The sequence below is a fragment of the Imperialibacter roseus genome, assembly GCF_032999765.1.
GTDB classification, from domain to species: Bacteria; Bacteroidota; Bacteroidia; order Cytophagales; family Cyclobacteriaceae; genus Imperialibacter; species Imperialibacter roseus.
Genome location: NZ_CP136051.1, coordinates 4,353,889 through 4,371,093, shown reverse-complemented (window position 1 = coordinate 4,371,093; position 17,205 = coordinate 4,353,889). Strand labels below are relative to the sequence as shown.

The 17,205-nt window shown below is 47.5% G+C and carries 17 protein-coding genes; 6 read left to right on the top strand and 11 right to left on the bottom strand.

Annotation, left to right across the window (positions count from 1 at the left end; genetic code table 11):
* Window positions 1–159 precede the first annotated feature (159 nt).
* Both RT717_RS18365 and RT717_RS18360 read right to left on the bottom strand, forming a co-directional pair.
* Window positions 160–666 carry a DinB family protein gene (locus RT717_RS18365; protein ID WP_317487842.1) on the bottom strand — a complete coding sequence of 169 codons (507 nt, stop codon included), beginning with the start codon at window positions 664–666 and terminating at the stop codon, window positions 160–162.
* 18 nt (window positions 667–684) lie between these two features.
* Window positions 685–1,284 (bottom strand): ribonuclease HII, encoded by a 600-nt coding sequence (locus tag RT717_RS18360; RefSeq protein ID WP_317487841.1) that lies wholly within the window; start codon window positions 1,282–1,284, stop codon window positions 685–687.
* Between the two features lie 85 nt (window positions 1,285–1,369).
* Here RT717_RS18360 and RT717_RS18355 point away from each other — a divergent pair, with 85 nt between their 5' ends.
* From RT717_RS18355 to RT717_RS18340, 4 genes are all read left to right on the top strand, one after another.
* The gene (locus RT717_RS18355) at window positions 1,370–2,818 is read left to right on the top strand and encodes a Gfo/Idh/MocA family protein (RefSeq protein ID WP_317487840.1); all 1,449 of its coding nucleotides are present in this window, start codon (window positions 1,370–1,372) and stop codon (window positions 2,816–2,818) included.
* A gap of 69 nt (window positions 2,819–2,887) precedes the next feature.
* Entirely contained in the window at window positions 2,888–3,799 is a 912-nt protein-coding gene (locus tag RT717_RS18350; RefSeq protein WP_317487839.1) for an ROK family protein, read from the top strand.
* 126 nt (window positions 3,800–3,925) lie between these two features.
* Window positions 3,926–5,308, top strand: coding sequence for a flavin monoamine oxidase family protein (locus tag RT717_RS18345; RefSeq protein WP_317487838.1), 1,383 nt, complete (start codon window positions 3,926–3,928; stop codon window positions 5,306–5,308).
* Window positions 5,305–6,027, top strand: a complete 723-nt coding sequence (locus RT717_RS18340; RefSeq protein ID WP_317487837.1) for an outer membrane beta-barrel protein — start codon at window positions 5,305–5,307, stop codon at window positions 6,025–6,027. The genes RT717_RS18345 and RT717_RS18340 overlap by 4 nt, the downstream gene beginning before the upstream one ends.
* Before the next feature lie 9 nt (window positions 6,028–6,036).
* On the opposite strand, the gene RT717_RS18335 is transcribed toward RT717_RS18340, so the two are convergent.
* The 7 genes from RT717_RS18335 to RT717_RS18305 form a co-directional block, all read right to left on the bottom strand.
* A complete protein-coding gene (locus RT717_RS18335) occupies window positions 6,037–7,446 on the bottom strand; it encodes an MATE family efflux transporter (protein WP_317487836.1) in 1,410 nt (469 codons plus the stop codon).
* A gap of 22 nt (window positions 7,447–7,468) precedes the next feature.
* A complete protein-coding gene (locus tag RT717_RS18330; protein ID WP_317487835.1) occupies window positions 7,469–8,017 on the bottom strand; it encodes an NUDIX hydrolase in 549 nt (182 codons plus the stop codon).
* A 114-nt stretch (window positions 8,018–8,131) separates the two neighbouring features.
* Window positions 8,132–9,232 (bottom strand): hypothetical protein, encoded by a 1,101-nt coding sequence (locus tag RT717_RS18325; protein WP_317487834.1) that lies wholly within the window; start codon window positions 9,230–9,232, stop codon window positions 8,132–8,134.
* A gap of 6 nt (window positions 9,233–9,238) precedes the next feature.
* Window positions 9,239–10,111 carry a hypothetical protein gene (locus RT717_RS18320; RefSeq protein ID WP_317487833.1) on the bottom strand — a complete coding sequence of 291 codons (873 nt, stop codon included), beginning with the start codon at window positions 10,109–10,111 and terminating at the stop codon, window positions 9,239–9,241.
* Complete coding sequence (locus RT717_RS18315; protein ID WP_317487832.1) at window positions 10,083–10,667, bottom strand: RNA polymerase sigma factor; 585 nt, start codon at window positions 10,665–10,667, stop codon at window positions 10,083–10,085. The genes RT717_RS18320 and RT717_RS18315 overlap by 29 nt, the downstream gene beginning before the upstream one ends.
* A 111-nt stretch (window positions 10,668–10,778) precedes the next feature.
* Window positions 10,779–11,231, bottom strand: coding sequence for a carboxypeptidase regulatory-like domain-containing protein (locus RT717_RS18310; protein ID WP_317487831.1), 453 nt, complete (start codon window positions 11,229–11,231; stop codon window positions 10,779–10,781).
* A complete protein-coding gene (locus RT717_RS18305) occupies window positions 11,228–12,625 on the bottom strand; it encodes an MBL fold metallo-hydrolase (RefSeq protein WP_317487830.1) in 1,398 nt (465 codons plus the stop codon). Before RT717_RS18305 ends, RT717_RS18310 begins: the two co-directional genes overlap by 4 nt.
* 157 nt (window positions 12,626–12,782) lie before the next feature.
* Between RT717_RS18305 and RT717_RS18300 the strand changes: the two genes are divergently transcribed.
* Window positions 12,783–13,193 (top strand): OsmC family protein, encoded by a 411-nt coding sequence (locus RT717_RS18300; RefSeq protein WP_317487829.1) that lies wholly within the window; start codon window positions 12,783–12,785, stop codon window positions 13,191–13,193.
* Window positions 13,193–13,435, top strand: a complete 243-nt coding sequence (locus RT717_RS18295) for a hypothetical protein (protein WP_317487828.1) — start codon at window positions 13,193–13,195, stop codon at window positions 13,433–13,435. Before RT717_RS18300 ends, RT717_RS18295 begins: the two co-directional genes overlap by 1 nt.
* A 30-nt stretch (window positions 13,436–13,465) precedes the next feature.
* Here RT717_RS18295 and RT717_RS18290 read toward each other — a convergent pair whose 3' ends face one another.
* Window positions 13,466–14,743 (bottom strand): YaiO family outer membrane beta-barrel protein, encoded by a 1,278-nt coding sequence (locus RT717_RS18290; protein ID WP_317487827.1) that lies wholly within the window; start codon window positions 14,741–14,743, stop codon window positions 13,466–13,468.
* Window positions 14,744–14,851: 108 nt separating this feature from the next.
* On the bottom strand, window positions 14,852–17,188 hold the full coding sequence (locus tag RT717_RS18285) for a sulfatase-like hydrolase/transferase (protein WP_317487826.1): 2,337 nt from the start codon (window positions 17,186–17,188) through the stop codon (window positions 14,852–14,854).
* Between the last annotated feature and the right edge of the window lie 17 nt (window positions 17,189–17,205).

Here is a 17,205-nt window from a genome sequence, read left to right as displayed (position 1 = left end):
TAGTTAAGCAATGGGCCGGCTGAGAGGTTAGGACTGGCCCGTATACCTTACAATCTAGCAAATTAATGTATTGAAAGGAAGAGATGATTGCCCCACCGGCTTGCAACTTATCGTCTATTCAAAATTGGCGGGGTATTTTGTGAAAAATGCCACCTGCGACTAAACCTGTTGGCCGGCAGATATGCGCAGGTAGGTGATCAGGTCTGTATTGTCAATTTTGGTAATACCCAGACCCCTGATAATTGTAATAGCCTGGCCCCGGTGGTAGCTGCCGTGATTTACCACATGAAAAAGTATTTCTTCCTTAACGGTTTCATACGGCATGTTCCTCATGTTACGGTAGATCATTTTTTCAGCCAGGAACTCCGACCCCGCCTCCGAGGCGAACCTCTGCATGTCTTTTGCTGAGGTGACCAACGCCTCCATCACCTCCTTTTTTCCACCAACAAACGATAACCGGGGCCACTTGTCCATCACTTTGTTCTGCATGCGTGAAGGCCAAATCACCTGGGCCTCCCAGATATGCAGCAGGGTCTCTCTCAGCGTAGGGTAGCTGCTCAGCACCGGCCGCACCAGTTGTTCCTCCGTTACACGGTCAATGGTTTTGGCAAGTTCTTCATTGGCCCATACATTGTAGGCCAGCTGTTGATGGATGGTGTAAGGCATTTTTTTGAATTTGTGACGCTATTTAAACAACTCCATTTGTTCAGGCAACAACCTGAAAGATTTTCTGTGGTAAGGCGTAATGCCGTGCGCTCGTATGGCATCCCGGTGATCCATGGTCGGGTAGCCCTTGTTTTTAGCCCACTGATACACCGGAAACTCCTCCCCAAGCCGCTCCATCCATTCGTCCCGGTAGGTTTTGGCAAGAATGGAAGCCGCCGCAATGCTGTAGTAGAGGCTGTCGCCTTTAACAATGCAATTGTGAGGTAGTTCTTTGTATTTTTTGAACCGGTTGCCGTCAATCAACAGGTGTTCAGGCACCTTTTTTAACTGGTCTACCGCCCTGTGCATGGCGACAAACGAGGCGTTCAGTATATTGATCTTATCTATTTCTTCAGGGGAGCACCAGCCTACAGCCCAGGCAATTGCAGCCGATTTCACGTCTTCTTTGAGTGCCATTCGTTGTTTTTCACTCAACTGCTTCGAGTCCGTGAGCACTTTGTGATGGAAGTCGGGAGGAAGGATGACTGCCGCAGCCACCACAGGCCCGGCCAGGCAGCCACGGCCTGCTTCATCACAGCCAGCTTCTATCACTCCTTTATTGAAAAACGGTAGCAGCATAGATCAATTTGTGAACAATAATACGGCATTGAGAAAAGAATGCCTGAAAAATGTAAATTGAAACCAGAAACACCCTCTAATTGTCATGTCAAGATCAAAGAAAAATCACCAGTCTGGCAATGCAGCCCCACGAAGATCTTTTATTAGAAACGCTGCATTAATTGCCTCGGGCATCACCATTGTGCCAAGGTTTGTGCTTGGAGGCAAAGGATTCATTCCTCCCAGCGACACTTTCTACGCAGCAGGGATAGGGGTAGGGGGCAAAGGCGAAGTCGACATGAAAGGCATAGGTGATTGCAAAAATGCCAGAGTCATCGCCCTTTGCGACGTGGATGATAAGAGCGCTGAAAAGTCGGTCAAGCGTTTTCCGGGAGCCACCTACTACAAAGACTGGCGCATCATGCTCGACAAGGAAGGAAAGAACCTCGACGGTGTGTCCGTCACCACGCCCGACCACATGCATGCACATCCGGCTCTTCGGGCGATGTCAATGGGCAAGCATGTGTATGTGCAGAAGCCGCTTACTCACAATATTTACGAAGCCAGGCTCCTTACCCGGGCAGCGGAGAAATACAAGGTGGTAACCCAAATGGGCAACCAGGGTGGCTCTGGTGACGATGTGCGCACGGTGAAGGAATGGGTCGACGCAGGCATGATTGGCGACGTTACCCGGGTTCACTCCTGGACTAACCGCCCTGTTTGGCCTCAGGGGCTGCCCACGCCGAAGGGTAAATTTGATACCCCAAAAGAGCTCGACTGGGACTTGTGGATAGGCTGTGCCGATTTTGTTGACTACAACCCAGCCTATCATCCGTTCAACTGGCGGGGCTGGTGGCCCTATGGCACCGGGGCACTGGGCGACATGGCTTGCCATATCCTTGACCCATTTTTCAGAATACTACCCGTGAAATATGCCTCTGATGTTGAATGCAGTGCTTCCACCATCTGGTCCGATTTTTTTGTAGAGGCCGACTATCCTGATAGCTGCCCACCTTCTTCCATTATACACTTTACATTTCCCAGAACTGACGGCAAAGGGGACATCAGGCTCACCTGGATGGACGGTGGCCTTCGGCCGGAAAGGCCGTTGGAATTGCTTCCCGATGAAGAAATGGGCGACGTGGACGGCGGGCTCATCATGGAGGGTACCAAAGGAAAAATCATCACGGGCATGTGGGGGCGAAAGCCCAGGCTGCTTCCGTCGTCGAGAATGAAGACGGAAACATTTCCCCCTGAGACAATTCCAAGAATTGCGAAAGGAGTTGACGGTCATTACGCCAATTGGGTTGACGCAGCTATGACGGGTTATGGCAAAGGAGTGCCTAGCTCGCCATTTAACTACAGCGGGCCGTTTACTGAGGCCATTTTGCTGGGCAACGTGGCTCTCAGAGCCTATCAAATCAAGGGAGGAAAGGGATACCCTGGCCGGAAAAAGCTGCTTTGGGATGCTGAAAATATGAAAGTGACAAATTTTGACGAAGCCAATCAGTTTGTTAAAAGGACTTACAGAAAGGGATGGGAGCTTGTTGGGTGAACGGGATTTTAATGTGCGCTCTTTGCAATACAGCAATTTATTGGGCTATATTCGGCAAAAGTTTTTGTTATGAGCAGACCACTTTGGGGTATTGACCTGGGAGGCACAAAGGTAGAAGGCGTCATCATCTCTTCAGATAAAAGGCCGGACGTCATTGCCAGACTGAGACTGCCTACTGAGGCCGACAAGGGATACGATCATATCGTTAGGCAAATTTGCAAATTGGTTGATTTGCTCAAGACGGAAAGTGGCCTTACCCCTGAAAGTATTGGTATTGGAACGCCAGGTGCCATGGATCCAACTACTAATACATTGAAAAACTCTAATACCACTTGCCTCAATGGAAAACCCCTGCGGCAAGATATTGAAAAGCAGCTCGGAATTCCTGTAGCCATGGCCAACGACGCCAACTGCTTTGCCATTGCGGAAACCTTGTGGGGTGCAGTGCCCGAAAAGGTGCCCGATGCGAAAGTCGTTTTTGGTGTCATTCTCGGCACAGGTGTGGGTGGAGGCCTGGTGATGTATGGTAAAGTACCGAATGGTCGCCATGGCATCGCCGGTGAATGGGGCCATAACTTCCTTGATGCATCAGGAGGGCCCTGCTATTGCGGGCATACTGGTTGCGTTGAGCAGGTTTTGTCTGGCCCAGCTCTTCAGAAATACTATGAGAGCTTGTCTGGTGAGAAACGAAAGCTCCCTGAAATTGTAGAGCGGGCTAAAACGGGAGATGATAAGGCAGCTGTCCAAACGATGGACAGAATGGTTGAATTCTTCGGAAAAGCCATTTCCGTGATAGTAAATATTGTTGATCCCGACGCAATTGTGTTAGGCGGAGGAGTGGGTAATATTGACCTTTTGTACTCGAAAGGTGTAAAGGAAGCTGAGAAACACCTGTTCAATCCCCGGCTGGAAACACCGTTTCTGAGGCCGAAATTGGGCGATAGTGCCGGTGTTTTTGGAGCAGCACTCCTAACAGCATAAGAGCTTTTATAAGTGCATTTTTTTCTTCGAATAGTAAAATATTGGGCCTTTGCTTAAATTTGGTTAAGTTTTCATCGTTTTTCAGCATACTGACTTCTCTATTGAATGAATAATCGGCGTTCCTTTTTGAGGAAACTACTTCTGAGCTTACCGGCGGGATACGTTCTGCCATCAGTGCTGTCGTCCTGTGAAACGCAGGATGATTTGTTTCCCAACCTCAGTTTTGGAGGAAAAGTGATTGTGGTGGGAGCTGGAGCCGCCGGCTTACATGCTGCTTATATCCTGCACAAAAATGGTGTTGACGTACAGGTGTTGGAGGCTACCAACAGAGTTGGGGGTAGAATAAAGGCGCTTGATGAATTTACCGGATACCCTTTAGAGCTCGGTGCCGACCACGTGCGGGGAGTGAATTCCGTTTTTTATGATGCGGTGCGCATTTCCAATTTTGAGTACTATCAGGACAGAGGCAAAACTTACTACCAACTGACGGGAAAGATCATTGAAGAGAGCGAAGCTAATTCGAACACATCGTTCAGAGCTGCCAGCAAAGTCATAGAAAAGCTTCCACTTTACAGCGGGCCTGACATTTCACTGTCAGACTATCTCGACAAAGAGCCACTGTCTGATGAATCACTCACGCTGTTGAACTCTTTTATCGCTAATGAATTTGGCACTGACCTGGATTTGCTGAGTGTTGCTGGCTACAACGAAGCACTGGCAAAGCGGACCTCAGGAAATGAAAAGATCATTTTGCGACGCAGATCATTTAGCGAGGTGCTGGATATTCAATACTCTCCTATTAGCTCTAAAATAAGACAAAATACACCTATTAAGTCCATAGACTACAGCAGCGGAAAGGTGGTTTTGACTGACGATGCGAATCAGACTTATGAGGCAGACAAGGTCATCGTCACCGTTCCATTACCGATTCTCAAAGAAGGGAGGATATCATTTAGCCCAGCTTTGCCTGAGGAAAAACTGCTCGCCATGGACGGTATTGGCATGGATGCAAGCGTGAAGATTTTCATGCGCTTTGGTCAAAATTTCTGGGGTGATGAAACAAGCACAGTTTATCCTGGTGGAATAATACCTGAATACAGAGCACCGGGTTGGGGGAAAAGGTCTGAGTTTGACGATGATCTTATATTTTTCAACAACGTGCTGGTGGGTGAAGCCAATGGCTCAGCGGGCGCTACGTTAAGTGAATTGGGCAACGATGCGGTAGCCTACGCACTAAGAGATCTTGATGAGATGTTTAATGGGCAGGCAACTAAGTTCTTAACTCAGAGCTATGTGATGGACTGGTCAAAGGACACGTTTACAAAGGGAGCCTATTCTTACCCCAAAGTCGGGAGCGAGGGAGCGAGGGAAATTTTGGCTAGTGCCATTGATAACAAAATATATTTTGCAGGCGAGGCTACCCACAACGAGGGCCACTTCGGGACTGTGCATGGTGCTATGGAAACGGGCTACCGTGCTGCATACGAAATACTAAAAAGTATCTCATGAAGAGAATCTTAGTTTTAATAATGTTGATAGCCCCCGGGGCCTCCTTCGCTCAATCTGAGGTTGGTATTGGTTTTCTTGGCGGGTACAACTATATGAATGGAATTGGCTGGAATGAGGTGGTGAGGCACTACAATCTTGCTCATCCACAGTTTGACAATAATCAGCCATTGTTGCAAAATGGATTCTTTGCTGGATTTGAATTTGACTATGAAATCGGCAATCATATTTTCATCACGCCTGAGCTGGTTTATAAGCGGGTAAGAAGCGTGACGGACAATAAGCTTTATGAAATTGATTTGCTCATGCATTTCATCACGCTGGAAGTGTCGGCCGAGGTCTATGTGTTTGAGTTGGGAAAAAGAGTACAGAAGGGTTTTGCTCATGACTTTTATATGATGGCCGGCCCGGGCGTTTCATATATGCTGCCCCGTGTCTATCAAGACCTGGAGCTTAAGAACGGTCTTGACGGAGAGCCCTACAAGCCAAGTAAAATGGTGCCTTTTTTTGGAGCTGGCGTTGGGTACGATGTTTACTTTAACAAAAACTTTGGCGTATCACCCTTTTTTAGAGTGAATGCCTATTTCCCTTTTGAAATTGACGACTTTCCTGAGGTAGTGCTTGGCTCCAATGTGGCGGAAGTGAATGACCGGACTAGTGTTTTCAATTTCCAGTTGGGAATGAGTTGGAGATACCATCGTTCCGGCTACTCAAGAAAATAATCTTTTTTTTCAGGCGACGGGTTTGGCGACTGCTTCCTGGCTGTTATCATCTACAATTGCAGCCTTCTCTTGAGCCTGCGTGCGTAGCCGTTTGCTGAGACCTTTGAACCTAGTAAAGTTGGCAACGGCTGATATCGACAGGCCAAATAGAAGCCCAATCCAGACCCCGATTGTGCCCAGATCAAAGACAAAGCCGAGCACATAGCCGGTTGGCAAGGCGATTACCCAGTAGGCTACCAAAGTCACCAAAGTCGGCACTTTTACATCGGACAGTCCTCTTAGCACCCCCAACCCAACTACTTGCACACCGTCGGAGATTTGAAAGAAGGCGGCTACCACCAGCATGCCCGCAGCCAGCGAAATGACTTCGGCATCGTCGATGTATAGCGAAGGAAAAAAGTTACGCCCAAGCACAAAGGTGATCCCGCAAACAGTCATGAAAATCATGGCCATAATAAAGCTTGCCATGCCGGCCATTCTCATGTTCACGTAGTCGTTTTGGCCCAGGTAAAAGCCTACTCTTATGCTGGCAGCAGCTGCAATGCCGGTAGCAGCCATATAGCTGACGCCTGCGAGGTTGAGGGCAATTTGATGGGCAGCCAGCGCATTGGCACCCAGCCACCCAATCATGATGGCTGCTGCTGCAAAGGCACCCACTTCAAATATGAACTGCATACCCGAAGGGATGCCAAGCGCCAATAGTTTTTTGAAAATGGCCTTCGAGAGATTTTTTAGATGGAAGCCGATGGTGTAGGGCCTTAATTTTTGATAGCGAAAGACAAAGTAGCCCATGGCAATGGCCATCAATACCCTGTCTACCAGCGTGGCAATGGCAGCTCCGTTCAGTCCGAGTGCCGGAAAGCCCCATTTGCCGTAGATCAGCAGGTAGTTAAGAAAGATATTGAAGAGGTTTCCGATGATAGAGATGGTCATCGCCTGTCTGGTGAGGTGGAGCCCTTCAGTAAACTGCCGAAAAGCCTGAAACACCATCAGGGGAACGATGGAAAACCCGATGATCCCCAGGTAGGGTATGGCGTTTTCGACAACATCGGCCTCCTGATCCAGGTGATATAAAATCGGAGAAACGCCTACGATCAGGCCGAAAAGAAATAACCCCATGAGAAAGTTGCTGACTACGCCATGCCGCAGCAGGTCTAGTAATTTGCCGGCATTTTGCTCGCCGTAGGCCGAGGCCACTAGTGGTGTGATCCCATAAGAAACACCTATGCCAAAAAGCATAAAGACCGCAAAAAGGCTGTTGCCGAGAGAAGCAGCTGCCAGTGGCAAGGCGCCTATTTGACCTACCATTACACTGTCGGCCACGCTCACGGAAATGTGCCCAAGCTGACTCAGCATAACCGGGTAAGCCAGCTTGATATTGTTTCGAAGGTAGTACGACCAGGGATAAGGGTTTGCCATGAAAGCGCTATAGTCAAAAAAATTACAAATTCATTAAGCGGGCCGTCTTGAAGATGCCGGCAAGACTCAGGCTATCAGTTATTTCGCCCCTCATCGCCATTTCCAATACTTCACCAAATGGTAGTTTACGGATGATCAGCTGTTCTGTTTCCTCGAACTCGGTTTTACCCTCAGCAAGGTCTTCGGCCAGAAATATAAACCCTTCTTCGTCGGTGACTGAGTTGGACGTATGGATGCGAAGTATATTGGTCCACTTGCGGGCGGAAAGCCCGGTTTCTTCTTTAAGCTCCCTTTTGGCAGAGTCAAGAATATCGATCTCCAGCGGCCCGCCTCCCATAGGAATCTCCCATGAATATTCATCAAGGGGAAAGCGGTACTGACCTACCAGCCAGGTGTTCATCTCTCCATCAATAGGTATGATGCCTATTGCCTTATTTTTAAAATGAACTTTGCCATAAATTCCGGGCGTTCCCGACGGTGTTAGCACCTGAAATTCTTCCAGTTCGATCCAGGGGTTGTCATAAATTTTCTTGGTCGAGATCTTTGTCCATGGGTTTGAGTGTGCATCCATGGCGCTAAGTTAAGGCAAGGCTGCTAGAATAGCTTTGAATTTTTAAACAACAGAAAAAGAGGCTGCTCAAAAGTGAGTCAGCCTCTTCGGACTTGAAATTAATTGGGCAATGAGTTATAAGATGATGCCGAAGCTGATAGCGTTCAAAGATGGCCCTTTTCCGCTCACAAACACATCGTTGAGGTCGTAGTTGGCAAAGAAGTCGAGGCCCTTGTAGCCAAACTGTGCTCTTACACCATATCGGAAGTTGTTCATGTAATAGCTGCCTCTTTCTTTGTCTTTGCTGCTTTCAGTTTTCACCTTGGTGCTGCTGCCTAGTCGGTAGCCACCATACACACCGGCGCCAATCCTGATGCCTCTTTTCTTATAAGAAGTATATTTCAAACTCCCCCTTTCGAAGCTTTTTACTTTTCTGGTTCCCTTGGCAAAATCGAGCAATGGAACGAAGCTGGCGTTGAGGTAGGTAGCCGAGAGTTTACTTTTCACCGGGTTAAGATTCGGGTCTATTGTTCCAAAGCTTAGCCCTTCAGGTGTTTTGTCAAGTGTGGTTCTGTCATCATCAAACTTCCAGTTGTACCAGTTGAGCGAGAAGCCCCACTCCACAAACAACGGCCCACCTACCTGCGACTTGTTGATGCTCGACAATCCTACGAACCACGAACCCCAGGGGCGCACAGCATATTGCTGGTTGTTGTCGTTGGGGAATTTGCCATCCTCCAGCCAGTTGCTCATGCCGAGCTCAACATTGAACGAATGCTTGGTTCTGTACCGACGATCCTCTACATATTCGTACTTTTTCACTTCGAGGTCATCATTGTCGAATTCGTCTTCGATGTCGTCCCAGTCGTCAGCCGCCACTTCCAGCTTTTTGTTACCGATGTTGATTTCAGCTTTGTGTCTGGGGTATTCGTTGTTGCTCCACACAATGGTAGTGTCTTGCAAGTACCTGGTGCCCGACTCATCAGTGATCTGCAAATAATTCACTTCGCTTGATGAAGAATCGATCGACAGTTTCAAATCTTTCAGCATCTTATTGATGTCGTAGTTCTTGATGGTTTCCAGGTCTTTCTGATCCTTCACCACAAGGATGATCTTGCTATTTTGCCCCAGCTCGATCAGGATGGTGTCCATGCCTTCCGAGTTAGCTTTTGCTGAAGTGCCTGACAAGCCAATGGCTATCAGCACAGCCAGTAGAGATAATGATAATTTTTTCATAATTGTTTATTTTGAGTTATTGACCTTTTCGTTTTTTGTAATTCCAATTTTCAAACTTCCACTTAAAAGCCCGTCTTTGGTTTCCCGGAGCTCAGCCAGAATGTCTCTGTTGCTGAATGTTCGGGCGGAAGCCAGGAGCTTGTTAAATCCATTCTTCTTTTCCTTTCCGTCATCGGAAGCCATCAGTTCACGTACTGGCTCAAGAAATCTATCTTCGTCCTCATCGGCCTTGAAGGTGATCTTTACCTCCATCGGCTCCAGGGGTGCCTGAGCATTGGCCATCAGGCTCTTTTCAATCTTTTCTATCTCAAGTGTTTCAGGAACAGTGATGTCTTCGGTCACTTCGGTCACTTTGTTTACATCTTCCAGCGCTATGAGTGCCTCCGTTTTTATTTCTTCCTTTTGAGTGGTAGATGCCACTTGTGTGGTAGCAGGTTGCACGGGTCTGTTTATTTTTTTCGCAGGCGCATGGGCTTTACTCTCCGTCGTCAGTCCTTCGTTAGCAGCGGCCACTTCCGTAGTCTCCTCTGAGCCAACTTGCGTTTCTGCTATCATATTATCGGGCGTTTGATCGTCGGCTAATGCCGGATTCGTGTTTTCCGGGGTGGTCACTTTTTCTGTGTTATCAATACCTGCCAGGGTATTGGGGCTATTGAGCTCACCTGTCGATTGCCTGTAAATGAACCACCCAGCGACAAGGATCATTGAGACCGCAGCCGCTACCGACATCCAAAACGCTCCTTTTTTTCGGCTGCCAGGGTTCATTTTCCCTTGCAGCTTGGCCCATGCTTCGGGACTTGGGCTTACCGGATGTGCTTCCAGCTTTGTCCGAAATAAGTGATCTATTTTCTTATTGCTCATGGCTTCCTGTTTTGTCATTCATTTTTTTTTCCTGTTCGAACAATTGCTTTTGCAAAAGTGCCCTTGCTCTGCTCAACTGAGATTTTGACGTGCCTTCGCTTATCTCCATCATCTCAGCAATTTCCTGGTGGCTAAACCCTTCAATGGCATAGAGGTTAAAAACTGTCCTGTACCCCACCGGAAGCTCCTGAATCATTGCCGTCAGGTCGTCGGCCTCCAGCTGGTCACTTAGCTGGGAAAAGTCCGGTTCCCTGTCGGCTTTTTCTATTTCCACCTCTACATACATCGACTTGTTGCGGCGGAGGTACATCAAACTTTCGTTGACCATGATCCGCCTTAGCCACCCTTCAAAACTCCCTTCAAACCGAAAGCTGTCAAGCTTTTCAAATACCTTGGCAAAGGCACTGATCATTACATCTTCCGCTTCGTCGGAGTCTTTCACATACCTGTAGCAAACTCCCATCATTTTGGCCGAATGTTTTTCGAAAAGCGTCTGCTGATCACGGGAATTGCCTTTTTGACATCCCTTGATTAGCGCTTCTTCGGTTTTCGATTCTTGTAGTATCAGCCTCATTGATTAGGTCGCTCAACAGGTAGATGCACCTGCCGGGGCCGGAGGTTGCATGGGGGTGATAAAATATTTGAAAAATGTTTCAAGCGAACAATAAGGTCGCTGCCAAAGTGGTTAAAAAACGGCCTTGTAGTTGATTTCGATAACAATTTCGGAAAAAGCACCGGCTTTTACTTCAACAGGGTTAATTATTCCATTACTATCGAAGCGGTTGGCAAAGAACCCATCAGGTTCTTTGGTGAAGACTGAATAGGTGCCAACAGGAAGGGAAATCCTGAATCTACCGTTTTCGCCGCTACCGGTCTGAGCGATGGGCTCACCTGGTAAACTTTCATACAAAGGGCCGTGGTCTCCTGCAAGATCAGAGGCATTGATGGGTGCGTAGAACAAAATTTCTCTTACGATAGGTTGACGACTTCCTCCGGGTTTTTCACCAATTCGAGGCATAAAATCCCCCTCCATCCAATAAACTGCGCCGGTCACTCCCTGTTTCTCGCTCGTGGTTGATAACGAAGATTTACAACCGACAGCAGCCAGCAGAAAGCCGATGATCAACAGCGACTTCATATGCCCTGGAAAAGATCAAACGATTCCATGTAATGGGGAATATAAGTGTTAAAATGCATTTCAGCGCTGGTGGTTATCGCCAGCGCTTCAGCTCCCTCTTTCTCTCCATGCACGATAAAAGTGTATTTGGGGCTTTCTTTAAAGTTTTTCAGCCAACGTATCAACTCGTTCCGGTCGGCATGTGCAGAGAATCCCTGGATGTATTCTACCCTACACCTCAAGTCTACCATTTCTCCGAATATTTTGATCTGCGGCTCCTTGTCCAAAATGCGCCTTCCCCGGGTACCTTCGGCCTGGTAGCCAACAATGATGACCGTATCGTTCATTCTCGGAAGACGATGAAACAAATGGTGCAACACCCGGCCGCCAGTGCACATGCCGCTGGCCGAAATGATGATGGCGTTTCTTTTCACGGTGTTGATATTTTCGGAGCTGTCCTGTGTCCGTACGTATTTGAAATTGGGGTGATCAAATACTGGCGCTTTTGATATCATTTCATCGTCGAGGCGGTGGAGTTTGTGAAACTCCCTGTAGAGGCCCGTGACTGAAATGGCCATGGGGCTGTCAATGTAAACAGGGCAGTCAGGAATGGCATTCTCCTGAAAAAGCTGAGCGAGCAGCAGCAGGATGTCCTGGGTGCGCCCGACAGAGAAGGCAGGGATCAGTACGCATCCGTTGGCATCAAATGTTTCCAGAATAGTCTTTTTGAGCGCCACCTTATGATCAGTCTCAGGGCTGGCCTTGTTACCGTACGTCGATTCTACCCAGAGAATATCAGCATTCTCAATGTTGGCGGGGTCGTACAACAGCCGGTTCTCATATCGGCCGATGTCTCCACTGAACAGCAGTTTTTTAGTTTGCTGCTCACCTTTTATCTCAAGCTCAGCGTGGGCAGCACCAAGAATATGCCCCGCATACAGGTACTTTAGGCTGATATTTGGACTGACCTCAAATGTGTCATCGAAGTCGAGGCTGACAAATTGGCTAAAGGAATGCTCTGCTTCTTCCAGCGTGTAAAGCGGGAGAGGGTTTTCGTGACGGGAATATCCTTTTTTTCTGGCATAAGCGGCTTCTTCTTCCTGCAGCTTGCCCGAGTCCCGCAGCATAATTTCCATGAGCCTTGCCGTGGCGTGTGTGCAATAAATGGGCCCCGCATAGCCTTCTTTTACCAGCTTTGGTAAATATCCTGAGTGATCGATGTGTGCATGAGTAATGACTACGGCATCAATGCTTGCAGGATCAACCGGAAAGGGCTCCCAGTTGCGAAGCCTCAATTCCTTCATGCCCTGAAACAGGCCGCAATCAACCAAAAGCTTAAAATCATCGATTTCCAATAGGTATTTCGAACCGGTAACCGACCCCGCACCTCCTAAAAACTTAACTCGTACATCCATCTTCCTTGCTTTGAGCCGATATTAGAGAATAATCTTCCAAATAAGAATCAATAGTTGTGTTAGTTTTGCCTCGGTGACTTCAATAATAGATTAGTCAGTTTATAACATCAGTTTTGAACTATTGCTTTGCCCAAATAATTGTAAGCATATGCAGGAAATGAAAGTATCTCTTAAGTATGTGGCCGATGAGGAGTATCAGGCCGAAAACGAGTCTGGCAATATCTTGAACATCGATATGCTGGCAAAGGACGACAAAAAAGCTTTTTCGCCCACACAACTATTGCTGGCAGGCATCACTAGCTGCGCAGCAGTCGATTTGGTGTCGATGATCAAGAAAAGGCGGAAGACCCTGGTTGATCTGACCTCAGAAGTGACGGGCAAAAGGAGAGAGGAACAGCCAAGAAGGTTCACTGACATTCATGTGCACTACAAAGTTGTGTCGCCTGACGCTCAGTTGGAAGAGGTAGAAAAGCTGGTTGACCTGGCAGTAGAAAAATATTGCAGTGTAGCCGCTTCCATTAGTTCAGAAATTAATCTGACTCATTCGGTAGAGATAGTTAAACCATAATGCGGGTTGTAGCCGAAATACCGCACCCAAAAACCAAGATCACCATCTTCTCATGGAATGGCAGGTACCTGGTGAAGTTTGAATATGGTTTTCTGGAGCAAACCTACAAAGTGAGCGAAATGGATCTGACCTCAGAAAACGACATCAATGAAATTGTGTCGGAGGCGTTCGTTTCTAAAGTGATGGTAAGGTTTCTGGAAATGGAAAAGGACTTTGGTCAGGCGATCAATGATGTGGTATAGCACAAACCAATAATTTGTAGCATGGTTAGCTTAAAATTGATACCTGGCCGTAACAGAGCATGACGAAATACCAACGTAATTGCCGACATCAAAAAGGTATTCCTGGCTTGCATAGCCTAAGGTTCCGGACAATAGCCACCTGTTTCCCACTGGCTGCTGATAATCCATACCTATGCGCCATGCCTTCAGTTTGTAAATCTCGGAGCTACTGAAGCCATCATTGCTTTGAAGGTTTCGAAAGTCGGGTGAGAAACCAAAGCCTCCTGTAATACCAACGTAGTTATTTGCATTGCTGAAATACCGGCGCACTTGTAACCCCAGCGATTTGGATGCCCCGGCCGGGTCGGGTGTTATGAAAACCCTCGCAGAGAACCACAGGCTCCTATAGTACTTGCCAAGGGTTCCTGTGTACATGATGAAACCGGAATCCTTGCCGAAGTACAAATAACGAAACCCTCCTGAAGCTTCGAAGGCCCATGGAAGACTTACATAAACTTCGCCCCCTGCTCTGTGATTCGGAAAAAGTGACGTGGGTGAAAAGCCATAATTGAGATAGGCGTACACCCCTTTTGCTATGGAAGGATAGGCGTCAGCTTCAATTTGCCATCCGTTGGTACTGAAACGGTTGGATTCGTTCGCTCTGAGAAAAATGCTACCGATGCTAGTTCTCCGGCCATACTGCAGGCTGTAGAGGGAGGCATTACCAAATATCTTTGAATAAAAGTCGTAGCTGGCAGAAGCGGTGATGGAATTGGCACGCCTGGCGGTTTTGAAAGTCTCCCAAAGAGAAAGTACCGCCTTGTCGCCGGGAAACCGCTGCAAGAGGATGTCGAGCACCTCCAGCCCTTCGTCGTACCTTTCCAGGTCACCGAGGGCTTTTGCCTTGTTAATAAGCATGTCCTTGTCTGTGGGGTTTTTGTCCAACCCTTTGTTGGCCCACAGCAAAGCAGTTTCCGAATCGTCATTCCAATAGGCAGCATCAAACATCACTTTGGCCGCACCCAAATCCACGGGTTCCTGGTCGAGCAGTGGTGCAAGTGTTTCTTTGGCTTTATCTGGCATGTCGTCCCACAAATATGTCCTGGCAAGGAAAACCCTTATCTCCGCATAGCCGGGACTTTTTTCAAGCGCCTTCATCAGGTAAACCCTTCCTTTCTCACGGTTTCCGCCGAAAGACGCCTCCCTGCCCTTAGCAAACAATTCGTCCGAATCATACGCCGCCAAAGAGTCTGCCTGCTGCGCTTTCACATTGGCAGATACGAGAAGCAACAAACAGAGGAAAGCAAGTACTGAATTGGCTTTATGCATAATTTTAAAGTAAGGTGAATTATGTGTCAATTGAAAAAAGTATGGCGGCAATATTGTTTACTTCAAATGATTCATGTGATTTTCCTAAAACGGCCCACTATCAATAGCTTATTTTACGGTGCTCAACCTTTTTATCTTTTCTTCCAACTCGGTAGAATTAGGAAACCTTTTTTTTCCCTCTTGTGCCCAAACCAGGGAAGAGTCGAGTTGGCCATCCCAGAAATAGACATCAGCCAGGGCGAGGTATACATCTTCATAGTTAGGACTGCGCCGTTGCCCTTCCTTAAGTATTGGCGCTGCCAGGTTATATTTCCCTTCCCAGGCAAATGTTCGGCCTATCAGTATACGTGCATCGCTATAGTTGGGGCTATTGTTGAGAAGGTAGCCCGCCACCCACCGGGCTTTTTCGTATTCTTTTTTTTGAGCCAGAGTCTTGGCTAAGTATAACTGGCTGTCGGAACCTATTTGTTTGACGCCGAGTTCTTCGAGCCATTGAAAGGCCGAGTCGCTGAGCACAAACTGTTTGGCACTCTTGCCAGCATTGTATTCCCAAAGCCGATTTTCATTCAAAGCGACATTTTGGTTTTGCTTAAAAGCTCTAAGTTTTTCCTTTATTCGCTTTTTTCCTGCGGCGTTATCAACCGGCTCGGTCGCTAGCCTGCTCGTTACATGGAATAATCTATCGTTGGCCAATAGTGTGTCGTTGTCAAGGTAAATGTCTAACGTTCCTTTGTTGCGCATCAGCGGCAAGGAAAGGTGTGATTCGAAGTCAGTCTTAATTGGCAATGTGCCACTAATAAACGGCAGTTTACTTTCTGTGGGGAACTTGTATTTTGATTTGAAATAGCTCACAAAAGACGGTGTAACCTGCGCATGGCTAGCCATCGCTTTAAATGTTTGGCCATGCATTAGAGCGGGAGAATAGATCAGCAGTGGAACGTGAAACCTGTCCAGTTGGCTTTCTTGTGGCAACGGAATCACCCTGTGGTCTCCTGTAATGACCACGATAGTGTTTTTCCAGTCCGCTCTTTTTGAGAGCTTGTCGAAAAGAATTCTTAGTGCGTCATCGAAGTAGAGAAAAGTCTCAAAGATATTGCGGTAGGTTACAAAAAGCTCTTTGTTGTCAAACCCTGCCACCACGCTATCGAATTTTGCAGTGTATACACTCGCTTCTGGCACTTTGAAAGGTTCGTGTGTGGTTATCGTCATCAGCATATCCATACGTGGCCCGGCCTCTATGGGGATGCTTTTTTCATACAAGTCGAAAAGAGCCTTGTCAGGATATCCCCAGCTAAAACCATCAGTGTTGGCTTCCATTTTTTTGTAGGATTCAGGAAACCGACCTTCATAAATCAGGTTGTCGACACCCTGGTATTCAAGGAAAATGTCAGTTTTATCAAAGTTGATATTGCCGCCGTAAAAGTAGGACGTTGAATACCCATTGTCCTTTAGCCAGCTAATCAGGGTGAAGTGGGAGGGGTAGTCAGGGCCCAGGTCCATGAAGCCGGTGTCGCCCAATGGCAAGGAGCCGTACAAGGCCGGCACTATCCCAAATGTTCTGCCGGTCGTACTCAGGCAATTGGGCCAGAAAAGGCTCTTTTCACTCAGGCTATCGAGAAATGGGGTGAACCCCTTCATGGAAGCTCCAGCGCCGGTAAAATTGCCACCCAACCCTTCCACTTGTATGAAAATAAGGTTGGGGGGTGCGTCAAAGTCTCCAAAGTGCGGGCCCAGTACGTCAGCGTCAATAAATGATTTTTCAAATGGGTATTTCCCTAAGGCGATAGTTGATTGGCTATCAAAAAGTTCCAGCGAGCCGACTGAATAACGAATAAAATAGCCCATTCTGCTAGTCGCAAGGTATTGGTTTTGCAGGCTCTCGAAGCGTGACGAAAGGAGACTTAATGGTATTGAAAGCAACAATGCAAAAAGGGCAACCCATGAATAGATTCTTTTGTAGCCTGGCAATGCTTTTTTGCTCATATAAACCACAAAAAGAAGCGAGAGCATCAAAATCACGATGCCAAGTACAAGGATGGCATCTACCTGAACCGAGGCAGTAATAACGGCGGCGACATCTTCGCCAGAGTAGGCCCAAAAATCTGCACCCAGAGGAGTCATTTCGTTAACAAAGTACCGCTCCAGTCCAAAGCTCAGTGCAGCGACAGAAATGTAAGAAGGAAGATGCCAAATCAGAGGCCATTTGGGAGCTGCAAAATGGAGAAGCAACACGATCGGCGATAATGCGAGTGTAATGCACAAAGCTGTGACCATATCGTTGGCCATGCCTGCCACAAACGTGAGACCCGTGTCACCAATAGTGACAAAATGCTCCTGGCTAACTCCAACCAGGGCATAAAGGCGAAAAAGGAGAAGAAGGATGCTGATGCCCCACCAGTTAATGACTAGCAACTGAAGCCATTTTAATTCTTTGAACTCTCTCATTTGCTTCTAAATATTTT